We start from the raw sequence: 24,508 nt of genomic DNA, 5'->3' as shown, positions 1-24,508 counted from the left end.
GGGCGAGTGCTCGGCGGGCTCGGCGAGCACCTAGGCTGGCGACCATGCAGGAGCAGCCCGAGCCGGCCTTCGCGCCGGGTCTGACCGCCCAGGTCGAGTTGACCGTCACCGACGCGGACACCGCCCAGGCGGTCGGTTCCGGGGACGTACCGGTGCTCGGCACCCCCCGGGTGCTCGCGCTGGCCGAGGCGGCCACCGTCGCCGCGACCGCGACGGCGATGCCGTCCGGGTCGACCACCGTGGGGACCCGGGTCGAGCTGGAGCACCTGGCGCCGACCGTGGTCGGCCGGACGGTCCGGGCGCAGGCCCTGCTGGCGGCCGTCGACGGTCGCCGGCTGTCGTTCGAGGTCACCGTCACCGATGGCGGCGAGACGGTGGCCCGGGGTCGGGTGGACCGCATCCTGGTGGACCGGCAACGCTTCGTCGACCGTGCCGGGCGGGCGTCATGACCGGCGGGTTCGTCGAGGTCGCCGACCGGGTGCACCTGCTGCGCGAGCCGCTGCTGCGGGTCAACGTCACCCTGGTCGTCGGCGACGACGAGGCGCTGCTGGTGGACACCCTCTCCTCGGCGGCCCAGGCCACCGAGCTGGCCGCCGCCGTCCGGGCGGTCACCGACCGTCCGCTGACGCTGGTCAACACCCACCACCACTACGACCACTGCTTCGGCAACGCCGTCCTCGCCGGCGACCCGCCCCGCCCGGTGTACGCGCACGCGCTGGCCGCCGCGGCCCTGCGCGAGCAGCCGGAGCGGCTGCGCCGGGAGGCGTACGACGAGGTGCGCGAGGAACATCCGGCGCTGGCCGCCGAGCTGGCCGACACACCGCTGCTCGCCCCGACGCACACCGTGCACACCGAGACGGCACTCGACCTGGGCGGCCGGCGGGTGCTGCTGCGTCACCCCGGGCGGGGGCACACCGACGCCGACCTGGTGGTGCACGTACCCGACGCGGACGTGCTGGTCGCCGGGGACCTGGTGGAGCAGAGCGGCCCGCCCGCCTTCGAGGACTCGTACCCCCTGCGGTGGCCGGACGCGGTCGCCGACCTGCTCCGGCTGACCGGCGTGGGCACGGTGGTGGTGCCGGGCCACGGCGACCCGGTGGACGTGGAGTTCGTCCGCGCCCAGCACGCCGAGCTGGCGAAGCTGGCGTGGCTGATCCGGGCCGGGCACACCGGCGGCGCGCCGCCGGAACGGGTCGCCGCCGAGGCGCCCTTCGGCGCCCGCGCCGCCCTCACCGCCGCCCGCCGCGGCTACATCGAACTCGACGGGAACGCTTAGATCCCGAAGCGGCGTTGGACGTCGGCACGGGTGGGCATGGCGGTGGCGCCGCCGGGTGACTCGCAGACCAGGCCGGCCACCCGCAGGGCGAACCCCACCCGCTCGACCCAGCCCGCCGGGTCGGCCGGCTCGCCGTCGAGGAGCAGATCGGCGATCAACGCGGCCATCACCGAGTCGCCGGCGCCGGTGGCGTCGACCGCGTCGACCCGGGGGGCCGGCACCCGGACCGGGTCGGCGTCGGCGGCGGCCAGCACCGCGCCGGCCGCGCCGAGCGTCACCACGACCGTCGCGGCGCCCAGCTCGCGCAGGTATGCGGCCACCCCCTCGACCGGCTCGCCCGGGTAGAGCAGCTCGGCGTCGGCGGTGCTCAGCTTGACCAGGTGTGCGCCGGCGGCGAACTCGGCCACCACCTCCCGCAGCCCGGCCAGCGCGCCCGGCCCGGGAAGGAGCCGGGGGCGCACGTTCGGGTCGAAGACCCGTAGGCCGGTGGCGAGCCCCCAGGCACGCCGGGCGGCCGCCAGCGTGCTGGGTTGGAGCAGGACGACGGAGCCGCAGTAGAGCACGTCGGCCCCCTCCAGCAGCGCCCGGTCGAGATCCTCGGGGGCGAGCAGGCTGTAGGAGGGCGGCTCCCCGTAGAAGCGGAAGTCGGGTTCCGGGCCGGCGAAGGTCACCACCGCGAGGGTGGTCGGCGCCGGCACGGTGACCGCGCCGGCCAGCCCGACATCGGCCGCGGTCAGGAAGGCGCGAATCCGGCCGGCCAGCACGTCGTCGCCGAGTGAGCCGACGAACTGCGCCGCGCCGCCGAGCCGGGCCACCCCGACGGCGACGTTGAGCGGCGCGCCGCCGATCGCCTGCCGGTAGACCCGCTCGCCGTCCCGCTCGGTGTCGAGCAGATCGACGAGCGCCTCGCCGAGCACCACCGCGTATCCCATGCCGGTCCCTTCGTCCTCGCCAGCCACCGACCGCCCGCCTCGGCGGTCCGCGTGGCACCAGGCTGGCACAGCGCACGACCCGGTGGGCGCCGAAGGCGCAGGTCCGATCGGGCCACTGACGAGGCGTCCGGGGTGCTATCCCGCCTGGTGGATCGGCCCGGCGAGTGCCGTCAGCGGGCGGCCGGTCCCGCCCCAGCGGGCCGCGACGATCTGCGCGGCCACGCTCACCGCGGTCTCCTCCGGGGTACGCCCACCGAGGTCCAGCCCGATCGGCGAGGCCAGGCGAGCGAGCTGCTCCGCGCTGAGCCCTGCCTCGCGCAGCAGCTTGTGCCGCTCGTCGTGGGTGCGCCGCGACCCCATCGCGCCGACGTACGCCAGCGGGTGGCGCAGCGCCAGCGCCAGCAGCGGCACGTCGAACTTCGGGTCGTGGGTCAGCACGCAGACCACCGTCCGCCCGTCGACCCGGCCGGCGTCCAGCTCCGCCCCCAGGTAGCGGTGCGGCCACTGCACCACCACCTCGTCCGCCTCGGGGAAGCGCCGAGCGGTGGCGAAGACCGGACGGGCGTCGCAGACGGTCACCCGGTAGCCGAGGAACGCGCCGATCCTGGCCACCGCGCCGGCGAAGTCGATGGCCCCGAAGACGATCATCCGGGGCGCGGTGGCGTACGCGGTCACGAAGAGGCTCAGGCCGTCGCCTCGGCGCTGCCCGTGGTAGCCGTACCGGAGCATCCCGCTGTGCCCGGCGGCGAGCAGCCCGAGGGCGTCGGCGGTGGCGGCGGCGTCCAGCCGGTCGTCGCCGAGCGAGCCGGTCACCCGCTGCCCGGTCAGCACCAGCCGGCGGCCCAGTCGCCCCGCCGGGTCGGCCGGCACCGCTCCCGGCGGATCGCCGGCGTCGGCCGCCACGCAGGTGACCACCGCCACCGGTTGGCCGGCCCGGCGTGCCGCGTCGACCGCGTCCAGCTCCACGAGGCCGCCGCCGTCGATCCGCTCCACGAACACGTCGAGCTCCCCGCCGCAGGTCAGGCCCGCGGCGTACGCGGCGTCGTCGCTGACTCCGTAGCGGGTCAGCTCGGGGGCGCCGGTGTCGAGCACGTGGCGGGCCCGTTCGTAGAGGTCGGCCTCGACGCAGCCGCCGGAGACGCTGCCGGTGACCGTGCCGTCGGCCGCGACCAGCATGCTGGCGCCGGGCGGCTGCGGCGCGGACCGCCAGGTGGCCACGACGGTGGCCAGGGCGACCGCCTCGCCGGCGCGGCAGCGGCGGTGCAGCTCCTCGAACACGTCGGGCACGTTCCGCCGCCTCTCCGTCTCGCCGCCGCGTCAGCCGGCCGTGCCGGCCAAGCCCGTCGACCTGGTGGCATCGCCAGGAAAGCGGCGAATCAGTCTCATGAGCAGGATATGGTCGATTTCAATTGGAGGGGGTGCGAGTTGGTGAAGTCCTACCAGGCGCTGCGTACCGCGCCGAGCCCCGACCACGCCGTGGTCCGCGGTCCCGGCGCCGTCGAGGTCCACCTCACGGTGAACGGGGAATCCCGGACGACGACCGTCGAGCCACGGGTCAGCCTGCTCGACGCCCTGCGCGACCGGCTCGAACTGACGGGGACCAAGAAGGGCTGCAACCAGGGGGCCTGCGGCGCCTGCACGGTGTGGGTGGACGGACGCCGCGTGCTGTCCTGCCTCACCCTGGCGATCACCTGCGAGAACCGCGAGGTGACCACGATCGAGGGACTGTCCGACGGGGACACCCTGCACCCGGTGCAGCAGGCGTTCCTGGACTGCGACGCCTTCCAGTGCGGCTACTGCACATCCGGGCAGATCATGTCCGCGGTGGCGCTGCTGGCCGAGGGGCACGCCGGCGACGACATGGAGATCCGGGAGTGGATGAGCGGCAACATCTGCCGCTGTGCCGCGTACCCGCACATCCGGGCGGCCGTCCGCCGGGTCCGCGACCAGGGAGGCACCGCCGATGCGGCCCGTTAGCTACTCGCGCGCCACCGACGTCGGCAGCGCGATCGGCGCGGTGAGCGCCGACCCGGAGAGCACCTTCCTGGCCGGTGGCACCACCCAGATCGACCTGCTGCGCATCTACGTCGAGCAGCCGCGCCGCCTCGTCGACATCAACGACCTGCCGCTGAACCGCGTCGAGGAGCTGCCCGGCGGCGGGCTTCGGCTCGGCGGACTGGCCCGGATGAGCGACGTGGCCGAGGAACCGGAGCTGGTGCGCCGTTACCCGATGGTCGCCGAGGCGCTGCTGCTCGGCGCCTCCCCGCAGCTGCGTAACATGGCCACCCTCGGCGGCAACCTGTTGCAGCGGGTGCGGTGCGGCTACTTCCGCGACACCGCGGCGGCCTGCAACAAGCGCGTCCCCGGCAGCGGGTGCAGCGCGATCGAGGGGATCAACCGGGGGCACGCCGTGCTCGGCACCAGCGAGCGCTGCATCGCCACCCATCCGTCCGACCTGGCCGTCGCGCTGGTCGCGCTCGACGCCGTGGTGCAGACCGAGGGACCGGGCGGCCCGCGGAGCATCCCGATCGACGACTTCTTCCTGCTTCCCGGCGAGACCCCGGAGCGGGAACACCCGCTGGCCCACGGCGAGCTGGTGACCGGGATCGACCTGCCGCCGGCACCGGTCGCGGCCACGTCCCGGTACATCAAGATCCGTGATCGCGAGTCGTACGAGTTCGCGCTCGCCTCGGTCGCGGCGGCCATCTCGGTGGGCGGCGGCCAGATCACGGAGGTACGGCTGGCCCTGGGCGGGGTGGCCACCAAACCGTGGCGGGCCCGGGCGGCCGAGCAGGTGCTCGTCGGCGCTCCGGCGACCACCGAGTCGTTCCGCCGGGCGGCGGCGGCCGAGCTGGCGCCGGCGGTGTCGCACGGGATGAACGCCTTCAAGATCGAGCTGACCCGGCGGACGATCGTCCGGGCCCTGGAGCAGCTGACGCAGCGGGAGGTAACGGCATGAGCCCGGCGATCGGCGCGACGCTCAACCGGGTGGACGGGCGCGCCAAGGTACGCGGCGAGGCGCGCTACTCCGCAGAGGTCCCGGTGACCGGCCTGGTCCACGGCGTGCTGGTCGGCGCCACGGTGGCCAGCGGCCGGATCACCGCGATCGACACCGTCGAGGCCGAGCGGGCCGACGGGGTGCTGGCCGTGTTCACCCATCGCAATCTGGACCGGGTCGCCACCGTGCCGAAGCTGCTCCCGTCGCTGGCCGGGCTGGCCGCACCGGGCCAGACCTTCTTCCCGATGCAGGACGAGACGATCCACTACGCCGGTCAGCCCATCGCCCTCGTGGTCGCCGACACCATCGAACGCGCCGAGCACGCGGGCACCCTGATCCGCGTCGAGTACGCCTCCACGCCCGCCATCACCCTGATCGACCAGGCCCGGGACCAGGCGTACGTGCCCGAGCGGATCTTCGGCGGGCTGCTGCCCGGGCACGGGTCCCGTGGTGACGTGGCGAAGGCGCTGGCCGAGGCGGAGGTGTGCGTGGACGCGACGTACCGGTTCGCGCCCAACCACCACAACCCGATCGAGGCGTCCGCCAGCACCGCGGTGTGGGAGGACATCGACCGGTTGACCGTCTACGACTCGACCCAGGGGCCGAACGCCACCCAGTTCACCGTCGCGGCGCTGCTCGGCCTGCCGCCGATCTCGATCCGGGTGGTGAGCCACGCCGTCGGCGGCAGCTTCGGCTCCAAGGCGATGATCTGGCACCACCCGGCGCTGGCCGCGCTCGCCGCCCGGCAGGTTGGCCGGCCGGTGCGGCTGGCGCTGACCCGGGAGCAGATGTTCACCTCCTGCGGGCACCGCGAGGAGCAGGAACAGCGGATCACCCTCGGCGCCCACGCGGACGGTCGGATCACCGCGCTGCGCCACCACAAACTCTCCCTCACCTCCCAGTTCGACGACTGGGCCGAGCCGTCGTTGCAGAGCCCGGCCGTGGCGTACACGAGCCCCCACTACGAGGGGGTCTACCACCTGATCCGGGGCAACACGATCACCCCGACCTTCATGCGCGCCCCCGGTGAGGCGACCGGCATGTTCGCCCTCGAATGCGCGATGGACGAGCTGGCCGAGCGGGTCGGGATCGACCCGCTGGAGCTGCGGCTGCGCAACTGCTCCGACACCGATCCGGAGAGCGGGCACCCCTGGTCCAGCAGCGGGCTGAAGGAGTGCTACCAGCGGGCGTCCGAGCTGTTCGGCTGGTCCGACCGCGACTCCCGGCCCCGGCGCGAGGGCCAGTGGCTGATCGGCAGTGGCATGGCTAGCGCGCTCTACCCGGTGACCCAACCGGTGAACCCGCAGCGAGCCCAGGCCCGGCTCTACAACGACGGCACCGCGGTCGTCGAGGCCGGCGTGTCGGAGTTCGGCACCGGCGTCTACACCGCGATGACCCAGGTCGCGGCGGACGCGCTCGGCCTGCCGGTGGAGCGGGTGCGGTTCGTCGGCGGCAGCAGTGACCTGCCGAACGTCACCGCCGCCGTGGGCTCCACGGGCACCAGCGCGGTCGGTTCCGCCGTACACCTGGCGGTGACCCAGCTTCGCGACGAGCTGATCGGGCGCGCGGTCGCCGACGACCACTCGCCCCTGCACGGCGCGGACCCCGCCGGGGTGGTCGTGCGGGACGGCCGGATGGCGCGGCGCGACCGGCCCGACGTCGGCGAGACGTACGCCGATCTGATGCAGCGCACCCTGACTCCGGACGTGGAGGTGCTCGGCACCTGGACGCCGCCACCGCAGGACGCCGGGTACGGGGTGCACACCTTCGGCGCGCAGATGGCCGAGGTGGCGGTCGACGCCGACCTCGGCGTGGTCCGGGTACGTCGGATGGTCGGGGTGTTCGCGCCGGGCCGGGTGCTCAACCGCAAGACCGCGCACAGCCAGTTGATGGGCGGCATGCTGTGGGGGCTCGGCCAGGCGCTGCTGGAGGCCACCCGGATGGATCCCCGGTCGGGTCGTTGGGCCAACGCCAGCCTCGGCGACTACCTGGTGGCGGTCAACGCGGACGCGCCGGACGTAATGGTGGACACCATCGAGGTGCACGACGAGGTCGTGAACCCGCTCGGGATGAAGGGCGTCGGGGAGATCGGCGTGGTGGGTGCGGCCGCCGCGATCGCCAACGCCGTGCACCACGCAACCGGCCGTCGGCAGTACGAGCTGCCGATCACCCTGGAGAAGCTGCTCTGAAGACGGCCTGACACATCGAGAACTGACTATTGCGTCGCGGCCGGGCGGCATGGTGGGATGACGCGTACCGGGCGGTGCGAGGGCTGCCGCGCCGCCGGTTGCCGGGTTCGTTCGACGCGAGGGCGCCGGTCCACGACAGGGACCGTTGACGGCGCGTGTCCACCGGCCGATCCCCTGCCGGGGCACGCACCGTGATCGTCGCTTCCGCTCCTTGCAGCGGGGCGATCAGGCCACATCCCCACCCGATTGCGGCGGGGCGGCTCGGGCGGCGCGCCTCGCGAGTCAGGAGAACCCGTGAACCGTTCCCGTACGGCCGCGTTGCTCACCGCGGCCGTGACCCTCACCCTCGGCGCCCTCGCCCTGGCGTCCAGTCCGGAGCCGGCCGCCGCGCACGGCGCGGCGATGACCCCCGGCAGCCGCACCTTCCTGTGCTGGCAGGACGGCCTGAGCCAGACCGGCGAGATTAGGCCGAACAACCCGGCGTGCTCCGCGGCCGTGGCGCAGAGCGGCGCGAACTCGCTCTACAACTGGTTCAGCGTGCTGCGCTCCGACGCCGGCGGCCGGACGGTCGGCTTCATCCCGGACGGGCAGCTGTGCAGCGGCGGCAACCCCGGCTACCGGGGCTACGACCTGCCCCGTACCGACTGGCCGTTGACCCACCTGACCGCCGGTGCGCGGTTGGATTTCCGGTACAGCAACTGGGCGCACCACCCGGGCACGTTCTACTTCTACGTGACCAAGAACAGCTGGAGCCCGACGCGGGCGCTGGCGTGGAGTGACCTTGAGGAGCAGCCGTTCCTGACGGTGACCAACCCGCCGCAGCGCGGCGGGGTCGGCACCAACGAGGGGCACTACTACTTCAGCGGCAACCTGCCGTCGGGCAAGAGCGGCAGGCACATCGTCTACTCCCGCTGGGTGCGCTCGGACTCGCAGGAGAACTTCTTCGGCTGCTCCGACGTGACCTTCGACGGCGGCAACGGCCAGGTGACCGGGGTGGGTCCGGGCGGCACCCCGCCGCCGAACCCGACCACTCCCCCGCCGAACCCGACCACCCCGCCGCCGAACCCGACGACTCCCCCACCGAACCCGACCACCCCGCCGCCGCACGGCGGTGACTGCATGGCGGTCTACAAGGTCGTCAGCGCGTGGCCGGGCGGCTTCCAGGGCGAAGTCATGATCATGAATCACGGCAGTACGCCGTTCAACGGCTGGACCGCCAGCTGGACCTGGCCCAGCGGGCAGTCGATCAGTCAGATCTGGAACGCCACCCAGACCTCGTCCGGTTCCTCGGTGACAGCCACCAACGTCGCACACGACGGCACGGTCGCACCGGAGGGCACCACGACCTTCGGCTTCCTGGGCAGCACCACAGGCACCAACACCCTGCCCACGGTCAGCTGCGCCCGCCGCTGACCCCGCGGACCGGGCGGGCCGCTGGCGCGGACCGAAGAACCGGGGTGTTAAGAAGGGCCCCCTGCTATGCAGAATGCGATAACAGGGGGCCCAACCTTACCGGTCAGCGGACCATGGAGCCCACGACCGGCTTCGTCAGCAGGGCGGACTGGTTGCGCTGAATGCCCGGGTCGAGGGTCTTGGCCACGAAGATGGCGTGCCAGATGCAGAAGATCAACACCGTCCACACCTTGCGGGAGTGGTCGGCCTCCTCCCGCTTGTGCTCGTCGAGCAGCCGCAGCGCGTACGACAGGTCGAGCAGGTCGCCGGCACCCGAGGTGCTCAGCACGTGCCGGGCCCACTCGTACATCTCGCCGCGCAGCCAGACCCGGGTGGGGGTCGGGAAGCCCAGCTTCTTGCGGTTGACGATGGCCGGCGGGACGACGCCCTGCAACGCCTGGCGCATCGCGTACTTCGTGGCGTCGGAGCGCGGCGGCAGCTTGAGGTCCACCGGGATCTTCGCCGCGACGTCGAACACCGGGCGGTCGAGGAACGGCACCCGCACCTCCAGCGAGTGGGCCATCGAGATCCGGTCGGCCTTGACCAGGATGTCCCCGCGCAGCCAGGTGTAGAGGTCGACGTACTGCATCTTGGTGACGTCGTCCAGCTCCGTGCACTCCGCGTAGATCGGGGCGGTCACGTCGGTGTAGCGCACCGAGGGGTCGTAGCGGCGCATGAGCTGCTGCTTCTCCTCCTCGGTGAACATCCGGGCGTTGCCGTAGTAGCGCTCCTCGATCGGGGTGGTGCCGCGCTCCAGGAAGCTCTTGCCCTTGACCCCCTGCGGGATCGCCTTGGAGACCGCGCGCAGGCCCTTCTGCACCCCGCCGGGCAGGCCGTTGACCGTGCCCAGCGACAGTGGCTCCCGGTAGATCGTGTAGCCACCGAAGAACTCGTCGGCCCCCTCACCGGACAGCACCACGGTGACGTGCTCGGCGGCCTTCTTCGCCACGAAGTAGAGCGGCACCAGCGCCGGGTCGGCCACCGGGTCGTCCAGGTGCCAGACGATCTTCGGCAGCGCGTCGATCATGTCCTGCGGACCGATCTTGGTGGGGATCGTGGTGACGTCCAGGTGCCGGGCCGAATCCTGGGCGACGTCGATCTCCGAATAGCCCGGCACGTCGTAGCCGACGGTGAAGGTGAGGATGTTCGGGTTGAACTCCCGCGCCAGCGCGACCACCGCGGTGGAGTCGATGCCGCTGGACAGGAACGAGCCGACCGGCACGTCGGAGCGCATGTGCATGCGCACGCTCTCCCGCAACGTCTCCCGGATCTCGTGGTACAGCTTCTGCTCGTCGTCGACCGCCGCCGGCCGGAACACCGGCCGGTACCACCGACGTACGTCGATCCGCCCGCCCGGGGTCCAGGTCAGGTACTCCCCGGAGCCGATCCGGTTGATGCCCTTGTGCAGGGTGCCGGGCTCGGGGACGTACTGCAGGGTCAGGTAGTGGCTGAGGTTGGCCGCGTCGACGCCCGCGTCGCCCTGGTAGCTGCTGTGCGCGAACGGCAGCAGCGCCTTCTTCTCCGAGGCCAGGTAGAGCCCGTCGGCGGTCTCCAGGTAGTGCATCGGCTTGATGCCGAAGTAGTCGCGGGCACCGAAGGCGCGCCGCTCCTGCCGGTCCCAGATGACGAAGGCGAACATGCCGCGCAACCGGGTGAGCACCTGCTCGCCCCAGAAGTGGTAGCCGGCGACGATCACCTCGCCGTCACCGGCGGTGGCGAACTGGGCGCCGAAGTCCCGGATCAGCTCGTCGCGCAGCTCGATGTAGTTGTAGATCTCACCGTTGAAGGTGAGCAGGTAACGACCGTTCGCGTAGGGCAACGGCTCGTGGCTCGACGCGACGTCGATGATGGCGAGCCGCTTGTGGGCGAACACTCCGTCCGCGTACCGGCCGGAGGCGTCGCCGACCACCTCGACCCCTGTCTCGTCGGGGCCGCGGTGGTGCAGGCATTCCAACGCTCCGGCGATGTGGTCGCGGTGCGCGGCGGCGTTGCCGTTCGCGCTGAAGAAGGCCAGGAGTCCGCACATGGTGGTCATCTTCCCACGCGCGCCGGGGGCCCGTCGCAGCCGTCCAACGATCCGGAGCGCTCCCGGCCGGCGCCACCGCGAACCGGGCGCGCGGTACCGTCGGGACCAGCAATGACACGGAGGGAGCGGCGCAATGACCGAGGGACGCACCGACGGTACGCCGACGGACGGTACAGAATCGCATGATCCGGACTTCCCGGAGGCGTTCCTGTCCTTCATGCGGCAGGGCTGGCGGGACAGCGCGCTCCCGGTGGCGCCCCGGCCGGAGGCCCCCAACTACGCCAAGCGGCGGGCCGCGCTCTCGGCGGCCTTCCCCGGCGAGACGCTGGTCATCCCGACCGGCGCGGAGAAGGTCCGGGCCAACGACACCGGCTACCCGTTCCGGCCGGGCAGTGACTTCGCCTACCTGACCGGCGACCACGACCCGGACAGCGTGCTGGTGCTGCGCCCGAACGGCTCCGGGCACGACGCCACGCTGTACATGCGGCCCCGCTCGTCGCGGGAGACCGACGAGTTCTTCCGCAGCCGGCACGGCGAGCTGTGGGTGGGCCGACGGCACACGCTCAGCGAGAAGTCCACCGAGCTGGGCCTGCCCACCGCCGACCTGACCGGCCTGGAGGCGACGCTGGCCGACCTGCGCCCGGGGCGGACCCGGGTGCTGCGCGGCTTCGACGCCCAGGTGGACGCGGCGGTCCGCCCGTACGACGGGGTGCGCGCCGAGGGGCAGCCGCCCCGCGACCGGGAGCTGGCGATCGCCATCTCGGAGCAGAAGCTCGTCAAGGACGAGTGGGAGATCGGCCAGCTCCAGGACGCGATCGACGCCACGGTGCGCGGCTTCGAGGACGTGGCCCGGATCCTGCCGGCCGACCGCGCCGTCTCGGAGCGGCTGCTGGAGGGGATCTTCGCGCTGCGGGCCCGGCACGACGGCAACGACGTCGGGTACAGCTCCATCGTCGGCGCCGGCGAGCACGCCACGATCCTGCACTGGGTGCACAACCACGGCGCGACCCGGCCGGGCGAGCTGCTGCTGATGGACATGGGTGTCGAGGGCCACAACCTCTACACCGCCGACGTGACCCGGGTGCTGCCGGTGAGCGGACGGTTCACCGCCCTGCAACGCCAGGTCTACGACATCGTGTACGCGTCCCAGCAGGCCGGCATCGAGGCCATCCGGCCCGGGGTGAAGTTCAAGGACGTCCACCTGACCTGCATGCGGGTGCTCGCTGAGGGCCTGTCGGAGCTGGGCCTGTTGCCGGTGAGCGTGGACGAGGCGATGGACGAGAAGTCCTCGGTCTACCGGCGGTGGACGCTGCACGGCTTCGGCCACATGCTCGGCATCGACGTGCACGACTGCTCGAACGCCCGCAAGGAGACGTACCGCGACGGCACGCTGGGCGAGGGCTACGTGCTCACCGTCGAGCCGGGACTCTACTTCCAGCCGGAGGACGAGCTGGTCCCCGCCGAGCTGCGGGGCGTCGGCATCCGGATCGAGGACGACGTGCTGGTGACCGCCACCGGCGCGATGAACCTGTCGGCCGGGCTGCCGCGTACGGCGGACGAGGTGGAGACCTGGCTGGCCGCGCAGCGGGAGGCCGGTCCGCGCCTGCCCGTCTGACCCCGCACGAACAACAACGGCGAGCCTCGCCGCCGGCGTCAGCGACGTATCTCGTCGTGAGGACGCCAGCGGTGGGGCCCGCCGTCATTTGCGCTACTCTCGCCCGTCCCGGCCACCTCGGGCAGTGCAACCGCACCCCCAGCCAACCGCGGAGTGCGCCGGGTGGAGCCTGCCCGACCATCACCGTCGACCCTCCGCGGCCGCCGCGCGAGCTTTGCGCCGCCCGCCACCTCCTCGGCGTTCCCGCGAGCTTTCCCCCCCTTTCCACGTCCTGGTGGCATCCGTCAGCTTTCCGCCGCCGGCCGCGTTCCCCGCCACCGGTCATGCCCGGCCGGCACCGGCCGTCCCCCTTCCTGCCGTCCGCGTCCCCGCGTGCCTTATGTGGGACTTCTTCGGATACGCACGCATAGTGAACAAGTCTCCCATACGGTGTTGTTTGGCAGCTACAACCGATTTGTAGCGGAGGCCGCCTCGCCACGGCGAAGCGACCTTGTCGGTACAAGGAGAGGGCAGAGAGCTCCGATGTCCAACAACCTTCGCAACAACGATGACGCGGCGCACGACAAGAACTCACCGTTCCGCCGGCGTCGGCTCTGGCTGGTCACCGCCGTCGCCGGCCTCGCAGGGGCGGTCAGCCTCACGGGCGTCGCCTACGCCACCACAGGCGTGACCGGTTCACACCGGCTGACCGACGTCAAGTGGTCGACCGCCCAGCTTGTCGGCGACGATGACCAGGCCAAGGACCAGGTAAAGGACGACAAGGGCAAGGACGACAAGGGCAAGGACGACAAGGGCAAGGACGACAAGGACAAGGACGACAAGGACGACCGCGATCGCGTCCGGGAGGTGGAGTGCGACGACGATGCCCTCGTCGAGGCCCTCGACCTGGCCAACCGTGACGACGGCGGCACCCTGAAGCTGGCCAAGGACTGCACCTACGAGCTCGACCAGCACGACAAGAAGTCCGAGGCGGGCCTGCCGACGATCAAGCAGGAAATCACCATCGAGGGCAACGGCGCGACGATCAAGCGGGAAGCCGAGGAGGGCTTCCGGATCTTCCGCGTCGCCAACGGCGGTGACCTGACGCTGAAGGACGTCGAGGTCCGCAACGGCGCCGCCGGCGAAGACCGCAAGGACGACAAGCGCAAGGAGCCGCCGAAGAAGGCGGTTCCCGGTAACCAGTCCGGGACCGGTGGGGGCGCGCCTGCCCCGGCACCTGCGCTGGCGGAGCCCGCAGCCGCCCCGGCCGCGAAGCCCGCAGCCGCCACTGCCGCGAAGCCCGCAGCCGCCACTGCCGCGAAGCCCGCAGCCGCCACTGCCGCGAAGCCGGCGGCCGCCACTGCCGTGGAGCCCGCAGCCGCCCCGGCCGTGGAGCCCGCAGCCGCCCCGGCCGTGGAGCCCGCAGCCACCGCGAAGCCGGCGGCCACCGCGACGAAGCCAGCCGAGAACGGCTGGCACGGTGAGGAGTCCGGCGAGGACAAGAAGGACTGGGAGTCCGGCAAGGACTGGGAGTCTGGCAAGGACGACAAGGAGCACGAGGGCGACGGTGGTGGCCTGCTGGTCGAGCGGGGCGGCGAGGCGCACCTGGTGAACACCAAGTTCTTCCTCAACAGCGCCGAGAACAACGGCGGCGCGGTCGCCAACTTCGGCCGGCTTGACGTCGAGAGCAGCACCTTCGACAACAACCACGCCGGAAAGGACGGCGGCGCCATCTTCAACGCCGGTGTCCTCAAGGTCTCCGGGTCCCGCGACGGCAAGGGCGGCGAGTCCCGCATCACCAACAACACCGCCGGCAACGACGGTGGCGGCGTCGCCAACGGCCACGGCGACAAGGACAAGAAGAAGGACGAGCACGGCAAGGACAACCTCAGCAGCGACGGCCGTCACGACGACAACAACGACGACAAGAAGGCCGGCACCGTCACGATCGAGAAGACCCTGATCGAGGGCAACACCGCCAAGAAGAACGGCGGCGGCCTGTCCAGCAACGACGGCTTCGTCGAGGTCAGCTGGACGTTCGTCAAGAACAACACCGCCGGCGAGAACGGCGGCGGCATCGCGGCCGTCGACACCGTCCTGACGGTCAAGAACAGCAACATCGAGAAGAACAAGGCCCACAAGGACGGCGGCGGCATCTACAACGTCAGCAGCGAGGACGACAAGAAGCGCAACACCGTCCTGTCGAACGGCGGCAAGGACAAGGACGAGGAGAACCGCGCCACCGCCACCGTCACCGAAAGCGAGATCCTCGAGAACAGCGCCGGCCGCTTCGGCGGCGGCATCTTCAACGGCGAGCCGTTCGAGGACAAGCACAATGGTGGCGGCATGTCCGGCCCGGCCGCTTGGCAGGGCTCCGGGTCCAACCACAAGGACCACGAGGACGACGCGGCCACCCTGGTCCTGCGTGACAGCAAGATCAAGGAGAACTTCGCCGGCAAGAACGGCGGAGGCATCTACAACAACGAAGGCAAGGTGACCCTGACCAACACCAAGGTCACCAAGAACAAGGCCGACAACGGCAACGAGGACAAGGACAAGGGCAAGCACGACAAGGGGATCGCCGGCGGCATCTTCAACAACGATGGCAAGGTCAAGCTCGACGACGACTCCACCGTCACCGACAACGACCCCACCAACTGCGCCAACACCGTCGAGGACTGCTTCAACTGAGCAACGCGACAGGGAAACAGCGACGGAAAAGGTCGGCCCCCTGCCACCGGAGGTGGCAGGGGGCCGCACCCTGCGAACTAGGGTCTGTGTCGAAGTCCTCGGTCGAGCCTGGGCCCGCCGCAGGCCGGCCAGGGACTTCGACACAGACCCTATCTCTGGACGAAGACCACCACGCTGCGAGCGGGCACGGTGAACGTGCCGGTGGCCCGATCGAACGCGGCCGTCCGCAGCGTCGGGTCGGCCGAGGTCGTCAGCACGGGGTGCAGCGACACGTCCGCCCCCCGCAGGCCCGGCAGCCGCTGGGACGCGGCGCCCGGGGTGCCGTTGAAGACCACCGCGACCGACTTCCACCGCGGGTCCAGGCCGCGACCGTCCAGCGTCATCGTCAGCACGCCGGGCGTCTCCGCCTCCCCGGAGAGCGGGAACGCCACCCGCCGCTGCACCTGGTCGGCCGAGGCGAGGCCGAAGACCGGCGACGAGGCCCGGATGCGCAGCAGCTCGGCGTACCGCGCGTCGGTGGTGGTGATCGCCGCGCAGTCCGGCACCAGCGCGGGGTCGGCCAGCAGCGGCTTCGCGTACGGCCACTTGTCCTCGTTGTCCTGCGCCGGCGGCAGGCCGGCGCCGAACCCGTTGCCGTTGGCGCAGCCCCAGCGGATCTGGTTGAACCAGTCACCGGAGTTGTACGAGTTGCGGTCCAGCGACTTCGACCGCAGCCGCTCGGTGCCGGCGGTGACGAAGCCGGTGCCCTGGCCCAGCACCACCGTGCCCAGCGCCAGCACCTGCATCCGAGCGCGGTCCAGCGCGACGGTGGTCTGTGGCAGCTTGTACGCCAGCGCGTCGTACAGGATCTCGTTGTCGTGCGCGTCGACATAGGTGACCGCCTCCCCCGGCGCGGCGGTGTAGCCGGCCGGCGAGCCGTTGTAGTCCACCTGCGCGCCGGTGACCTGCCGCCCGGCGGAGTCGGTGAACCGGTACCCGCGCAGGTTGCCGGTCAGTCCCACCTTGATCAGGTCGTGGGCGTGCAGCAGCCGGGCCTTCTGCTCGGCCGGCGACCCGTTGACCGGATCACCGTTCGGGTCGGTGTAGAGCCCGGAGGCGAAGCCCTGCGCCCGCGGGTTGGCGTCGAACGGTCCACCGCCGCGCACCGCGTCGCGCAGCCGGTCGTTGAAGGTGCCGATACCGGTGCCCGCCATGTTGGCCTGGGTGGCCTGCACGAACCGGGCGTCGTTGGCGACCTCGCCGAAGTTCCAGCCCTCGCCGTAGAGCAGGATCGACCGGCCGTCCACGCCGTCGCGGGCGACGGTCAGCCGGTCCAGCGCCTTGCGTACGGCCAGGATGTTCGCCTTCGGGTGGTGACCCATCAGGTCGAACCGGAAGCCGTCCACCTTGTACTGCCTGGCCCAGGTGACCAGCGAGTCGACCACCAGTTTGCCCATCATGGCGTGCTCCGGGGCGGTGTTGGCGCAGCAGGTGGAGTTGGCCACCGTGCCGTCCTCCAGCAGCCGCTGGTAGTAGCCGGGCACGATCTGGTCGAGCACCGACTTCTCGTCGACGCCCGCCGCCGAGGTGTGGTTGTAGACCACGTCCATGACCACCCGCAGGCCGACGCCGTTCACCCCGGCCACCATCCGGCGGAACTCGGCGGTCCGCGCCGCGCCGGCCGGGTCGACCGCGTAGCCGCCCTCCGGCACCGTGTAGTGCAGCGGGTCGTAGCCCCAGTTGTAGCCGTCGGCCTCGGCGACCGCCGCCACGCACCTCTGCTGCTCCGCGGAGTCCGGCGGCAGGGCCGCCAGGTCACAGGCCGGCTGGCGCTGGTCGACCCGCTTCTCCGGGATGGTCGCGAAGTCGAACGCCGGCAGCAGGTGCAGGTGGGTGACCCCGGCGTCGCCGAGCGTCCGGAGGTGGGTCATGCCGGCTGTCTTCGGGTCGGTGAAGGCGAGGAAGGTGCCCCGCCGCTCGGCCGGCACGCTGTCGTCGGCGATGGAGAAGTCGCGCACCGACAGCTCGGAGACCTGCGCCTTCGCCGCCGGCACCGCGGCCGGCTTGCGCAGCGTCCGCCAGCCCGGCGGGGCCAGTGCCGGGTCGTTCAGGTCGACCAGCTGACTGTGCGCCGAATCCGCCGACAGGGCCACCGAGTACGGGTCGGTCACCGAGGCGGTGACCATCCGCTGCGCCGCCGGCTGCCACGCCTGCACCTGGTACCGGTAGTACTTCCCGGTCCAGGCGTGGCTCCCGCGCACCGACCAGACCCCGGTGCGGTCGTCGCGGCGCATCGACACCGTCCTCGGCTGGGCGGTGGGCGAGTCGAACAGTTGCAGTGCCACCGTCCGGGCGGTCGGCGCCCAGAGCGCCAGGCTCGGCGTCCCGCCGGCGAACGTCGGCCCGAGGGTGGCGTCGGTCGCCCGGGCATACACGTCGTCGAGCACACCGGGGATCTGCACGCCGGTGGCGGCGAGCAGGGCCCCCTCGGCGTCGCGCTCGGTGACCAGCAGCTGCCCACGCAGCGCCGCCGGCACCCGGGCCAGGTCACCCCGGTCGAGGGTGAAGCCGCGGTACGCCCACAGGTGCGGGAACGCGGCACGCTGGGCCTCGGTCAGCCCGTTGCGCTGCGCCCGCAACGGCAGGGTGGTGTACGTCCCGGTCAGCTCCCCATCGGCCACGCTCACCCCGCCGGCCGGCGCGGTGACCAGCGCGTACGTCCTACCGTCGGTCGGGCCGGTCTGCCAGGCCACGGTGGACCGGTCGATCCAGTGCGCCTTCTGCTTGGCGATATCGGTGTCCCGGCCGGCGCCGGTCGCGGTCGAGGGCAGCAGCCGGCCCGGGGTGGCGGCGAGCAGCCACACCTCCCGGCCGGCGCTGGCGAAGTCGAGCCGCTGGTCGTCCGGCAGGTCCTTGGTGTCGCCCTGGTGGATGATGTAGTTCAGCCCGGTCGCCCCGGCCGCCAGCGGCACCCGGAACACCGCGCCGAACGCGTCGACGGAGGTCGGCGTGAGCGGTGTGGACCACTCGGTCGGGTTGGCCGCGCCGTCCCACAGGTGCAGGCCCCAGCCGTCGTAGTTGCCGTCGACCCGCCGGTAGTGGATCACCGCGGTGCCCTCCTCGACCGGCGGGTCCGGTTGACCGGTGGCCGCCTGCCGAGTCGGGTAGATCGCCGGGTCGCCCTGCTTGAGCCAGACCTCACCGGTCTGCGTGACGTCGACGCTGCGGTCCTGGGCGACGTCCTTGGTGCCGTTCCGGTCGACCACCAGGAAGCTCACCGACTTCGCGCCCGGCTTGAGCTTCACCCAGGCGAACCGGCCGTAGGAGTCCTCCCCGGCGAACGGCTGCCCCTTGGGCCACTCGGTGACGTACGCCGGGTCGATGTCGCCCCACGCGTACAGGCCCCAGTCGTCGTACCCACCGGCGGGGCGCTGGTAGTGCACCACCGCCCACTCCCGGGACCCACCCTGCTGCGGCGTGCCCACGATGGCGGTCGACCGGGCGGTCGCGGTGCGGCCCCGCCCGTCGCGGACCACCGCCTTGTACTCCACCGACGTCCCGCCGGCCAGCCCGGTCAGGTCGTGCTGCACGGTGTACGGCGCGTGGTCGGCGCTGCCCAACAGGGTCCACCGACCGCCGGCGACCCGGGCCGCCATGGTGACGGTGGCCAGCGGGTCACCGGTCACCTGGGCGGTGACCGCGGCTCGGGTGGCCACCGGCGCGTCCGGCGCGGGAGCGGTGATGGTGATGGTCGGTTTGCCGGCGGGCTGCGCGACGGGGGTGCCGGCCCGGTGCACCACCGCCGACAGCGGCGGCACGGTCAGGGTCAGCTTTCCGTCGGCGCCCGCGGCGGCGGCACCGGTCGAGCCGTAGATGCCGGTGAAGGTGGCGCCGGCCGACCAGGTGTCCACGGTGACAGTCTGCGCGGTGTCGGCGTTGTTCACCGCCACCACGTACTCGATGCGGTCTGCGGGGGCGATCCGGGAGGCGGCGAAGACGCCCGGGCCGTCGGCGGCGTACCGGGTGACCTGCACACCGTCGCGCAGCGCGGGGTGCGCCTGGCGCAGCCTGCCCAGCTCCGCGATGGTCCGGTAGAGCGGGTGGGTGGGGTCGAACTGGTCACTGGCGTGGGTGCGGTCCGTGCCGAGCAGGTCGTCGTCGAGGTAGTCGGTGACCTTCGAGGCGAACATGTCCTGCCGGGCGTCCTTGTCCCCGCCCGGGCCGGTGAAGCCCTGCTCGTCGCCGGAGTAGATCACCGGCTGGCCACGGGTGAGGAACATCAGCTGGTGCGCGAGCTGGTCGCGGCGCAGGTGGCTGGCCGAATCGGTGCCTCCACCGGCGATGAACGAGCCGATCCGGCCCATGTCGTGGTTGCCGAGGAAGGTGGTGAGCCGGCCCGCGTCGGTGTCCCGGGCGGCGTAGAGGTCGTCGCGGGCGTACACGTCGGCCAGCGCCTTCGCCGAACCGGCGCCGGCGGTGTAGCCCCGCGCGGCCTCCTGGAACGCGAAGTCGAGGGTCGCCGGCAGACCACCCTGCCGGACGTAGCTGGAGCTGATCTCCGGGTCGGCGCTGTACACCTCGCCGAACATGAAGAAGTCCTTCTTGCCGGCCTTCTCGGCGGCCCGCTCGATGCCCTGGCTGAACTGCGGCCAGAAGTCCATGTTGACGTGCTTGACGGTGTCCAGCCGGAAGCCGTCGACGCCGGTCGCGCCGATCCAGTCCCCGTACGCCCTGGTCAGACCCTGGACCACCTCTGGGCGTTCGGTCCACAGGTCGTCGAGGCCGAAGAAGTCGCCGTACTCGCTGTTCTCGCCGGCGAAGGTGGAGTCGCCCCGGTTGTGGTACATGGTGGCGTCGTTCAGCCAGGCCGGGACCTTGACCGTGGCGTCCTCCCGCTCGGCGAACGTCGGCGTGTACGGGAACGACGCCTGGTTCACCGGCGGGAAGGCGCGGGTGCCGTCGGCGTAGTTACGGTCCTCGAACGCCCGCCCCTGCGCGTCGGTGTACGGCGAGGTCGCCTTGTCCACGTAGGCGTACCGGTTCTCGGCGTACTTGATGACGTCGGCGGTGTGGTTGACGATCACGTCGAGGTAGATCTTGATGCCGCGCTGGTGGGCCAGTTTGACCAGCCGCTTCATCTCCTCCTTGGTGCCGAAGTGCGGGTCCACCTGGGTGAAGTCGGTGATCCAGTAGCCGTGGTAGCCGGCCGAGACGTCGTCGCCGGAGCCCTGCACCGGCCGGTTCTTGAAGATCGGGGCGAGCCAGATGGCGGTGGTGCCCATCCCCTGGATGTAGTCCAGCTTGTCGATGACGCCCTTCAGGTCGCCGCCGTGGTAGAAGCCCTTGTCGGTCGGGTCGAGGCCGGTGCGCAGCCGGTCACCGGAGAGGCCACCCCGGTCGTTACGGGGGTCGCCGTTGGCGAACCGGTCCGGCAGGACGAAGTAGAACTGCTCGGCGCGGGCGGTGTCGGTGCCCGCCTTCAGGAGTTCCTCGGCGGTGGGCTCGCCGCGCCACTGGGCGGCGCCGGCGACAGCGAGGGGGTCGGTGCCGGAAGGCCGGGGGTCCGCGGCGGCTGGACGCACCGCGACCGGGCTGCCGACGAGCGTGAGGGTGAGCAGGGAGGCGAGGGCGAGCAGGGCGGTGCGCGGTGTCGGCGGGGGTTTCATCGACGGCCTTCCTCTGGTCGTGATTGGCCGCACGCTAACCCTTGCCGAAACAATCTGCAATGCCTTGCAAACAAAGTCGTAACAGAGCAGCCGCCTTGCGGAAGCACCCGTCACCAGGCGTACGTCCACCGACGACCGTCCAGGTCAGAACCCGATGCAGCGCACCCCGTCGACCGTGCACCCCCGCGGCGTGGTCGACGACCGCTCCAGATGAAACCGCAACGACGCCGAGCCGCCGGCCGGCACGTCCACCCCGCTGGCGTACGTGAAGCCGCCGTCGGTCTGCCGCACCGTCCCCTGTGGCACGCCCTCCACCCAGGCGGTCACCAGCCGCCCACCGCCGAAGTCCAGCCGCACCGTCCACCCCCGGTCCTCGACGGCCCGGTTGACGATCAGCACCTCGCCGATGAAACCCCCGTCGAAGCTCTGCACGACCCGGTATCGGCCACTCACCGCGGGCGCGCCCTGCGTTGGCCGCGGCGCCGGCCCGCTCGACGTCGGCCCGCCCGGCCGACCGGCGCTCGGCGGTCGCGACCCGGCCGGCGCGCTCGGGGACAGCCCACTCGCGCGCGGGGACAACCCGGGCCGCAACGGCGGCGCCGACGATCTCGGGGGTGTCGGCGCCGTGACGGTGGGCGGGACCGAACCCTGCGGAACTGGCAGCGCCGGCGGCAGCGCCGATGCGTCGTCCGGCGCCGGACTACGTCCCCGATACGCGCCCAGGGCAATGAAGAGCAGGACCACCATCACCACGACGCCGGCGAACACCACGATCCAGGGCGACGACGCGACAGCGGCCGGACCACGGGACGGTCGCGGGGCGCGACGCATGCCGGACATGTACCTCCCTCAGCGGGCCGTCCGGGCAGCGTAGCCACCGGCGGTCGGACCCGGAAGCTCCGGCGGCGGCACCGGAGGTCCGCTGACCGGGCACCAGGTCAACCGAGTTGGCAGTCGACCCCGTTGACCGTGCACCGGTCCGGTCGCTCCCCCGAGTCGCCCCAGCCGAGCCGCAGCCGCAGCGTCCGGCTGTCACCCGGGGCCAGGGAACGGGTGCCGCGCAGCACGAACTCGCCGTCCCCGCGCGCCGACACCGAAACTCCCGAGTCGCCGCTGATCCGCAGCTTCCGCACGTCGTCGTCGTACGACAGCTCCACCCGCCAGTCCAGCGACCCACCCGACGCGTTCGTGACCGACAGCACCGCCTCGGTCCCGTCCCACCCGTCCGTTCCGACCTGGTACCGGGCGGTGACCGTCTCCTGGGCCGGACCGAGCGGCACCGCCGACGCCGCCGGGGCGGACGTCCGACCCGGAGCCGGCGAGCTGGTGCTGACCCGTGGCGACGGCGCCCGGCTGCTGCGGGTCGGTCGCGGCGACGCCGTGCGCGGCTCCGCCCCGGTCGGAGTCGGCGTCGGCGTCGGCGTGGCCGACGCGGTGGCCGGCGCGGTCGGCAGGAACACCGGCGGCCCGGCCTGCGACATGGGCTCCGGCTCCCGGGTACGGAACGACAGCAGCGCGACCACCAACAACACCACCAGCGCGCAGACCCCGAGCAGCACCACGATCCACGGGACCGACGCCAGCACCCGCGCCGCCCGCACACCCTCCGCACCGTCCGGCCGCATCGCCATCAGGTCTCCCCTCGTCCCCGCCGACGCGCCAGCGTAGCCAGCACAGGCCAGACCGGAAACCAGGCGGGTACGGATCGGACCGACCAGCCGACCCGGAGCGGAAAACGGCTCGATCGCACCGGTTGGTCAGGCCGTCCGGACAACCGTGGAGATGAGCGGCCCCTCACCGGTGGTGCGCAGCAGGTAGCTGTACCGCTCCCCCGGCACCGCGTGCCCCCGACTGTCCAGGAATTCCCACTCCACCGCCACCATGGTCAGCAGCGCGGACATCGGCTGCACGTCCTCGATCTGGGCGTGCGCCGCCACCAGTTCCCGGTCCTGGTAGTCGGGTGCGGCGCCCACGAAGGACAGCGCCACCGCCGCCGGCGAGTTGAACGAGAAGCTGTAGGTGTCGGCCACCACCAGCCCGGGCAGGGCGTAGCAGCTGGCGATGGCCGGCAGGTCGCCGGAGGTCAACGCCACGCCGTACCGGTCGAAGAAGTCGGTCAGCGCCTTGAGATCGGTGGAGGCTTTCACGGCCCAGCAATTGCCGGTCACCGGGCACGTCAAACCTCAGCGCGGCGGAACCTGGACCTCGATCTCCGCACCCAGCCGCGCGTCGGCGGCCAGCCCCAGGTCGTCCCCGCTCCAGAACCGCCCCGGGTCGTACCAGTTTGGACGCCGGCCGGCGGGCAGCAACCCCATCGCCTCGTAGGTCACGGCCACCACCTCGGCGCAGTACGCCGTCTCCAGAGCCCGGTCCCGCGCGGCCGGCGACCCACCCGTCAACGAGGCCGACGGCGGCGCCGGCCGACCGGGTCGCGGCAACGCCGGCACCCGACCGCGCACCCAGCGCCAGGCCAACTGCGCGGTGGACGGGAACGGCGTGCCGTCCAGCCGCGCGATCGTACGGAGCACCGCCCGTTCCATCTCCCCGTCCGCCGGTGGATCGAGCTGCCGCAGCCAGGCCCGCTGACCGTACCGGTTGGCCCAGACGCAGACCGCGTCCCGCAGGTCGTGCAGTTGCACACCGCGCTGGTGGGTGCCGGACCACAGATCCGGCAGCGACCTGCCCAGCTCCGCGTGCCACATCAGCGGCGGCATGTCGTCCAGCACCACGGCCATGCCCACGTGGTTGACCGGACTGTTGGTGGTGAACTGGATCGCCCGGTCCGGCACGCTGCGACCCCGGAACACCCACACGTCGCCGGTGCGGGTCAACTCGACCGCCTCGTCCAGGCTGATGCTCATGAGGGTCTAGCCTAGGCCGATGGGGCAACGAATGCGGTGGTGGAAGGTCCTCGGGCTGGCCGGCCTCGCCGGGGTCGCGGCCACCGGTGTGGTCATCGCACGGGCCGAACGGCGCCGGCGCGCGTACACCCCGGAGGAGATCCGGCAGCGGCTGCTCGAACGGCACGCCCAGGCGAGCGACGCCGCGAAACCCGCCGACCCGGCCTGACCACCCGCCTCGACACTCCCCCGTCGACGCAGCGATCTCCTTCGAAGACCTGGCTGCGAACCTAGTAACCGCCGAACGGTAACCGCACGATCGACGGCCGGTCTCCCGTGACGGGAGACCGGCCCGGTCGCGGGCGGCATCCGCACCAAGGCGCGTTATACCTCAGAGTCATATTTATGCCTCACAGGTATCGGGCTCGAATGCCTGCTGCCTCGCCCGCCCGGAACGCCGTCCTGACCTCGGGGCGGTTGTGGCCTCGGCGTGTTTGGCAGGCGGCAGTGTCCCGGGGATCGCGCGGATCGTGGACCCGGCCGGGTTGAGACCCCCGACGGACTGATGTCCGGTTCGTGATGGGCGCGGCTGGACGTGGTGTCCGGTTCCGGAGTTAATGTCCCGTGATCGGGGGCACCCGCAGGGTGGAATCGGGGGCCGGTCGGGGTGGTTATACCTGGCAGATCACCGCGGGGCCCGGTAGCCGCAGGCCGCCGGGAACACCGGCCAGGCCGCCACGGTTACGTCCCCCGTAGCCGCCGACCGCCGGGAACACCCGCCGGGCCGGCACGGTTACATCCCCCGGACACCCGAGCAGGTCCCCTCCGATCGCCGGGTCGTCCCCCGTGAACTTCTCGTGCGGCG

At 72.1% G+C, this 24,508-nt stretch carries 18 protein-coding genes; 9 read left to right on the top strand and 9 right to left on the bottom strand.

Going from position 1 to position 24,508, the window contains the following annotated elements; all coding sequences use genetic code 11:
• The first annotated feature begins 44 nt into the window (after positions 1–44).
• Together ABZU69_RS29075 and ABZU69_RS29070 are read left to right on the top strand one after the other, a co-directional pair.
• Positions 45–449 carry a hotdog domain-containing protein gene (locus ABZU69_RS29075; RefSeq protein WP_354967495.1) on the top strand — a complete coding sequence of 135 codons (405 nt, stop codon included), beginning with the start codon at positions 45–47 and terminating at the stop codon, positions 447–449.
• On the top strand, positions 446–1,276 hold the full coding sequence (locus tag ABZU69_RS29070) for an MBL fold metallo-hydrolase (RefSeq protein ID WP_354967494.1): 831 nt from the start codon (positions 446–448) through the stop codon (positions 1,274–1,276). The genes ABZU69_RS29075 and ABZU69_RS29070 overlap by 4 nt, the downstream gene beginning before the upstream one ends.
• On the opposite strand, the gene ABZU69_RS29065 is transcribed toward ABZU69_RS29070, so the two are convergent.
• Together ABZU69_RS29065 and ABZU69_RS29060 are read right to left on the bottom strand one after the other, a co-directional pair.
• On the bottom strand, positions 1,273–2,208 hold the full coding sequence (locus ABZU69_RS29065) for a carbohydrate kinase (RefSeq protein WP_354967493.1): 936 nt from the start codon (positions 2,206–2,208) through the stop codon (positions 1,273–1,275). The genes ABZU69_RS29070 and ABZU69_RS29065 overlap by 4 nt on opposite strands.
• Positions 2,209–2,343: 135 nt before the next feature.
• On the bottom strand, positions 2,344–3,495 hold the full coding sequence (locus ABZU69_RS29060) for an XdhC/CoxI family protein (RefSeq protein ID WP_354967492.1): 1,152 nt from the start codon (positions 3,493–3,495) through the stop codon (positions 2,344–2,346).
• 189 nt (positions 3,496–3,684) lie between these two features.
• Between ABZU69_RS29060 and ABZU69_RS29055 the strand changes: the two genes are divergently transcribed.
• The 4 genes from ABZU69_RS29055 to ABZU69_RS29040 all read left to right on the top strand — a co-directional run bounded on the left by ABZU69_RS29055 (position 3,685) and on the right by ABZU69_RS29040 (position 8,808).
• Positions 3,685–4,185 carry a (2Fe-2S)-binding protein gene (locus ABZU69_RS29055; protein ID WP_354967578.1) on the top strand — a complete coding sequence of 167 codons (501 nt, stop codon included), beginning with the start codon at positions 3,685–3,687 and terminating at the stop codon, positions 4,183–4,185.
• Entirely contained in the window at positions 4,172–5,167 is a 996-nt protein-coding gene (locus ABZU69_RS29050) for a xanthine dehydrogenase family protein subunit M (RefSeq protein ID WP_354967491.1), read from the top strand. The genes ABZU69_RS29055 and ABZU69_RS29050 overlap by 14 nt, the downstream gene beginning before the upstream one ends.
• A complete protein-coding gene (locus ABZU69_RS29045; RefSeq protein ID WP_354967490.1) occupies positions 5,164–7,395 on the top strand; it encodes a xanthine dehydrogenase family protein molybdopterin-binding subunit in 2,232 nt (743 codons plus the stop codon). Before ABZU69_RS29050 ends, ABZU69_RS29045 begins: the two co-directional genes overlap by 4 nt.
• 294 nt (positions 7,396–7,689) lie before the next feature.
• A complete protein-coding gene (locus ABZU69_RS29040; RefSeq protein ID WP_354967489.1) occupies positions 7,690–8,808 on the top strand; it encodes a lytic polysaccharide monooxygenase in 1,119 nt (372 codons plus the stop codon).
• 103 nt (positions 8,809–8,911) lie between these two features.
• On the opposite strand, the gene asnB is transcribed toward ABZU69_RS29040, so the two are convergent.
• Positions 8,912–10,873, bottom strand: coding sequence for an asparagine synthase (glutamine-hydrolyzing) (gene asnB, locus ABZU69_RS29035; protein WP_354967488.1), 1,962 nt, complete (start codon positions 10,871–10,873; stop codon positions 8,912–8,914).
• A gap of 133 nt (positions 10,874–11,006) precedes the next feature.
• Here asnB and ABZU69_RS29030 point away from each other — a divergent pair, with 133 nt between their 5' ends.
• Together ABZU69_RS29030 and ABZU69_RS29025 are read left to right on the top strand one after the other, a co-directional pair.
• A complete protein-coding gene (locus tag ABZU69_RS29030; RefSeq protein WP_354967487.1) occupies positions 11,007–12,488 on the top strand; it encodes an aminopeptidase P family protein in 1,482 nt (493 codons plus the stop codon).
• Between the two features lie 522 nt (positions 12,489–13,010).
• The gene (locus ABZU69_RS29025; protein WP_354967486.1) at positions 13,011–15,158 is read left to right on the top strand and encodes a hypothetical protein; all 2,148 of its coding nucleotides are present in this window, start codon (positions 13,011–13,013) and stop codon (positions 15,156–15,158) included.
• A 149-nt stretch (positions 15,159–15,307) separates the two neighbouring features.
• Here ABZU69_RS29025 and pulA read toward each other — a convergent pair whose 3' ends face one another.
• The 5 genes from pulA to ABZU69_RS29000 all read right to left on the bottom strand — a co-directional run bounded on the left by pulA (position 15,308) and on the right by ABZU69_RS29000 (position 23,664).
• Positions 15,308–20,803 carry a pullulanase-type alpha-1,6-glucosidase gene (gene pulA, locus ABZU69_RS29020; protein WP_354967485.1) on the bottom strand — a complete coding sequence of 1,832 codons (5,496 nt, stop codon included), beginning with the start codon at positions 20,801–20,803 and terminating at the stop codon, positions 15,308–15,310.
• Positions 20,804–20,947: 144 nt separating this feature from the next.
• The gene (locus tag ABZU69_RS29015; protein WP_354967484.1) at positions 20,948–21,256 is read right to left on the bottom strand and encodes a cellulose binding domain-containing protein; all 309 of its coding nucleotides are present in this window, start codon (positions 21,254–21,256) and stop codon (positions 20,948–20,950) included.
• Between the two features lie 485 nt (positions 21,257–21,741).
• Positions 21,742–22,434 carry a hypothetical protein gene (locus ABZU69_RS29010; protein WP_354967483.1) on the bottom strand — a complete coding sequence of 231 codons (693 nt, stop codon included), beginning with the start codon at positions 22,432–22,434 and terminating at the stop codon, positions 21,742–21,744.
• A 126-nt stretch (positions 22,435–22,560) separates the two neighbouring features.
• Positions 22,561–22,950 (bottom strand): hypothetical protein, encoded by a 390-nt coding sequence (locus tag ABZU69_RS29005; protein ID WP_354967577.1) that lies wholly within the window; start codon positions 22,948–22,950, stop codon positions 22,561–22,563.
• Positions 22,951–22,986: 36 nt separating this feature from the next.
• Positions 22,987–23,664 carry a hypothetical protein gene (locus ABZU69_RS29000; RefSeq protein WP_354967482.1) on the bottom strand — a complete coding sequence of 226 codons (678 nt, stop codon included), beginning with the start codon at positions 23,662–23,664 and terminating at the stop codon, positions 22,987–22,989.
• A 19-nt stretch (positions 23,665–23,683) separates the two neighbouring features.
• Between ABZU69_RS29000 and ABZU69_RS28995 the strand changes: the two genes are divergently transcribed.
• Positions 23,684–23,872 (top strand): hypothetical protein, encoded by a 189-nt coding sequence (locus ABZU69_RS28995; protein WP_354967586.1) that lies wholly within the window; start codon positions 23,684–23,686, stop codon positions 23,870–23,872.
• Between the two features lie 442 nt (positions 23,873–24,314).
• Here ABZU69_RS28995 and ABZU69_RS28990 read toward each other — a convergent pair.
• A partial coding sequence (locus ABZU69_RS28990) for a hypothetical protein (protein ID WP_354967481.1) occupies positions 24,315–24,508 on the bottom strand: 194 nt, incomplete at its 5' end.

This window comes from Micromonospora sp. NPDC005206 (assembly GCF_040608175.1).
Classification (GTDB): Bacteria; Actinomycetota; Actinomycetes; order Mycobacteriales; family Micromonosporaceae; genus Micromonospora.
Note: the sequence above shows the minus strand (reverse complement) of the source record. Positions and strands in the feature narration are given on the sequence as shown.

Bases quoted from the DNA above. Each gene is read 5' to 3' on its own strand.
- ABZU69_RS29075 (WP_354967495.1), top strand. From the start codon at position 45: ATGCAGGAGCAGCCCGAGCCGGCCTTCGCGCCGGGTCTGACCGCCCAG.
- ABZU69_RS29025 (WP_354967486.1), top strand. From the start codon at position 13,011: ATGTCCAACAACCTTCGCAACAACGATGACGCGGCGCACGACAAGAAC.
- ABZU69_RS29000 (WP_354967482.1), bottom strand. From the start codon at position 23,664: ATGAGCATCAGCCTGGACGAGGCGGTCGAGTTGACCCGCACCGGCGAC.
- ABZU69_RS29030 (WP_354967487.1), top strand. From the start codon at position 11,007: ATGACCGAGGGACGCACCGACGGTACGCCGACGGACGGTACAGAATCG.
- ABZU69_RS29050 (WP_354967491.1), top strand. From the start codon at position 4,172: ATGCGGCCCGTTAGCTACTCGCGCGCCACCGACGTCGGCAGCGCGATC.
- ABZU69_RS29010 (WP_354967483.1), bottom strand. From the start codon at position 22,434: ATGGCGATGCGGCCGGACGGTGCGGAGGGTGTGCGGGCGGCGCGGGTG.
- ABZU69_RS28995 (WP_354967586.1), top strand. From the start codon at position 23,684: ATGGGGCAACGAATGCGGTGGTGGAAGGTCCTCGGGCTGGCCGGCCTC.
- asnB (WP_354967488.1), bottom strand. From the start codon at position 10,873: ATGTGCGGACTCCTGGCCTTCTTCAGCGCGAACGGCAACGCCGCCGCG.
- ABZU69_RS29070 (WP_354967494.1), top strand. From the start codon at position 446: ATGACCGGCGGGTTCGTCGAGGTCGCCGACCGGGTGCACCTGCTGCGC.
- pulA (WP_354967485.1), bottom strand. From the start codon at position 20,803: ATGAAACCCCCGCCGACACCGCGCACCGCCCTGCTCGCCCTCGCCTCC.
- ABZU69_RS29065 (WP_354967493.1), bottom strand. From the start codon at position 2,208: ATGGGATACGCGGTGGTGCTCGGCGAGGCGCTCGTCGATCTGCTCGAC.
- ABZU69_RS29045 (WP_354967490.1), top strand. From the start codon at position 5,164: ATGAGCCCGGCGATCGGCGCGACGCTCAACCGGGTGGACGGGCGCGCC.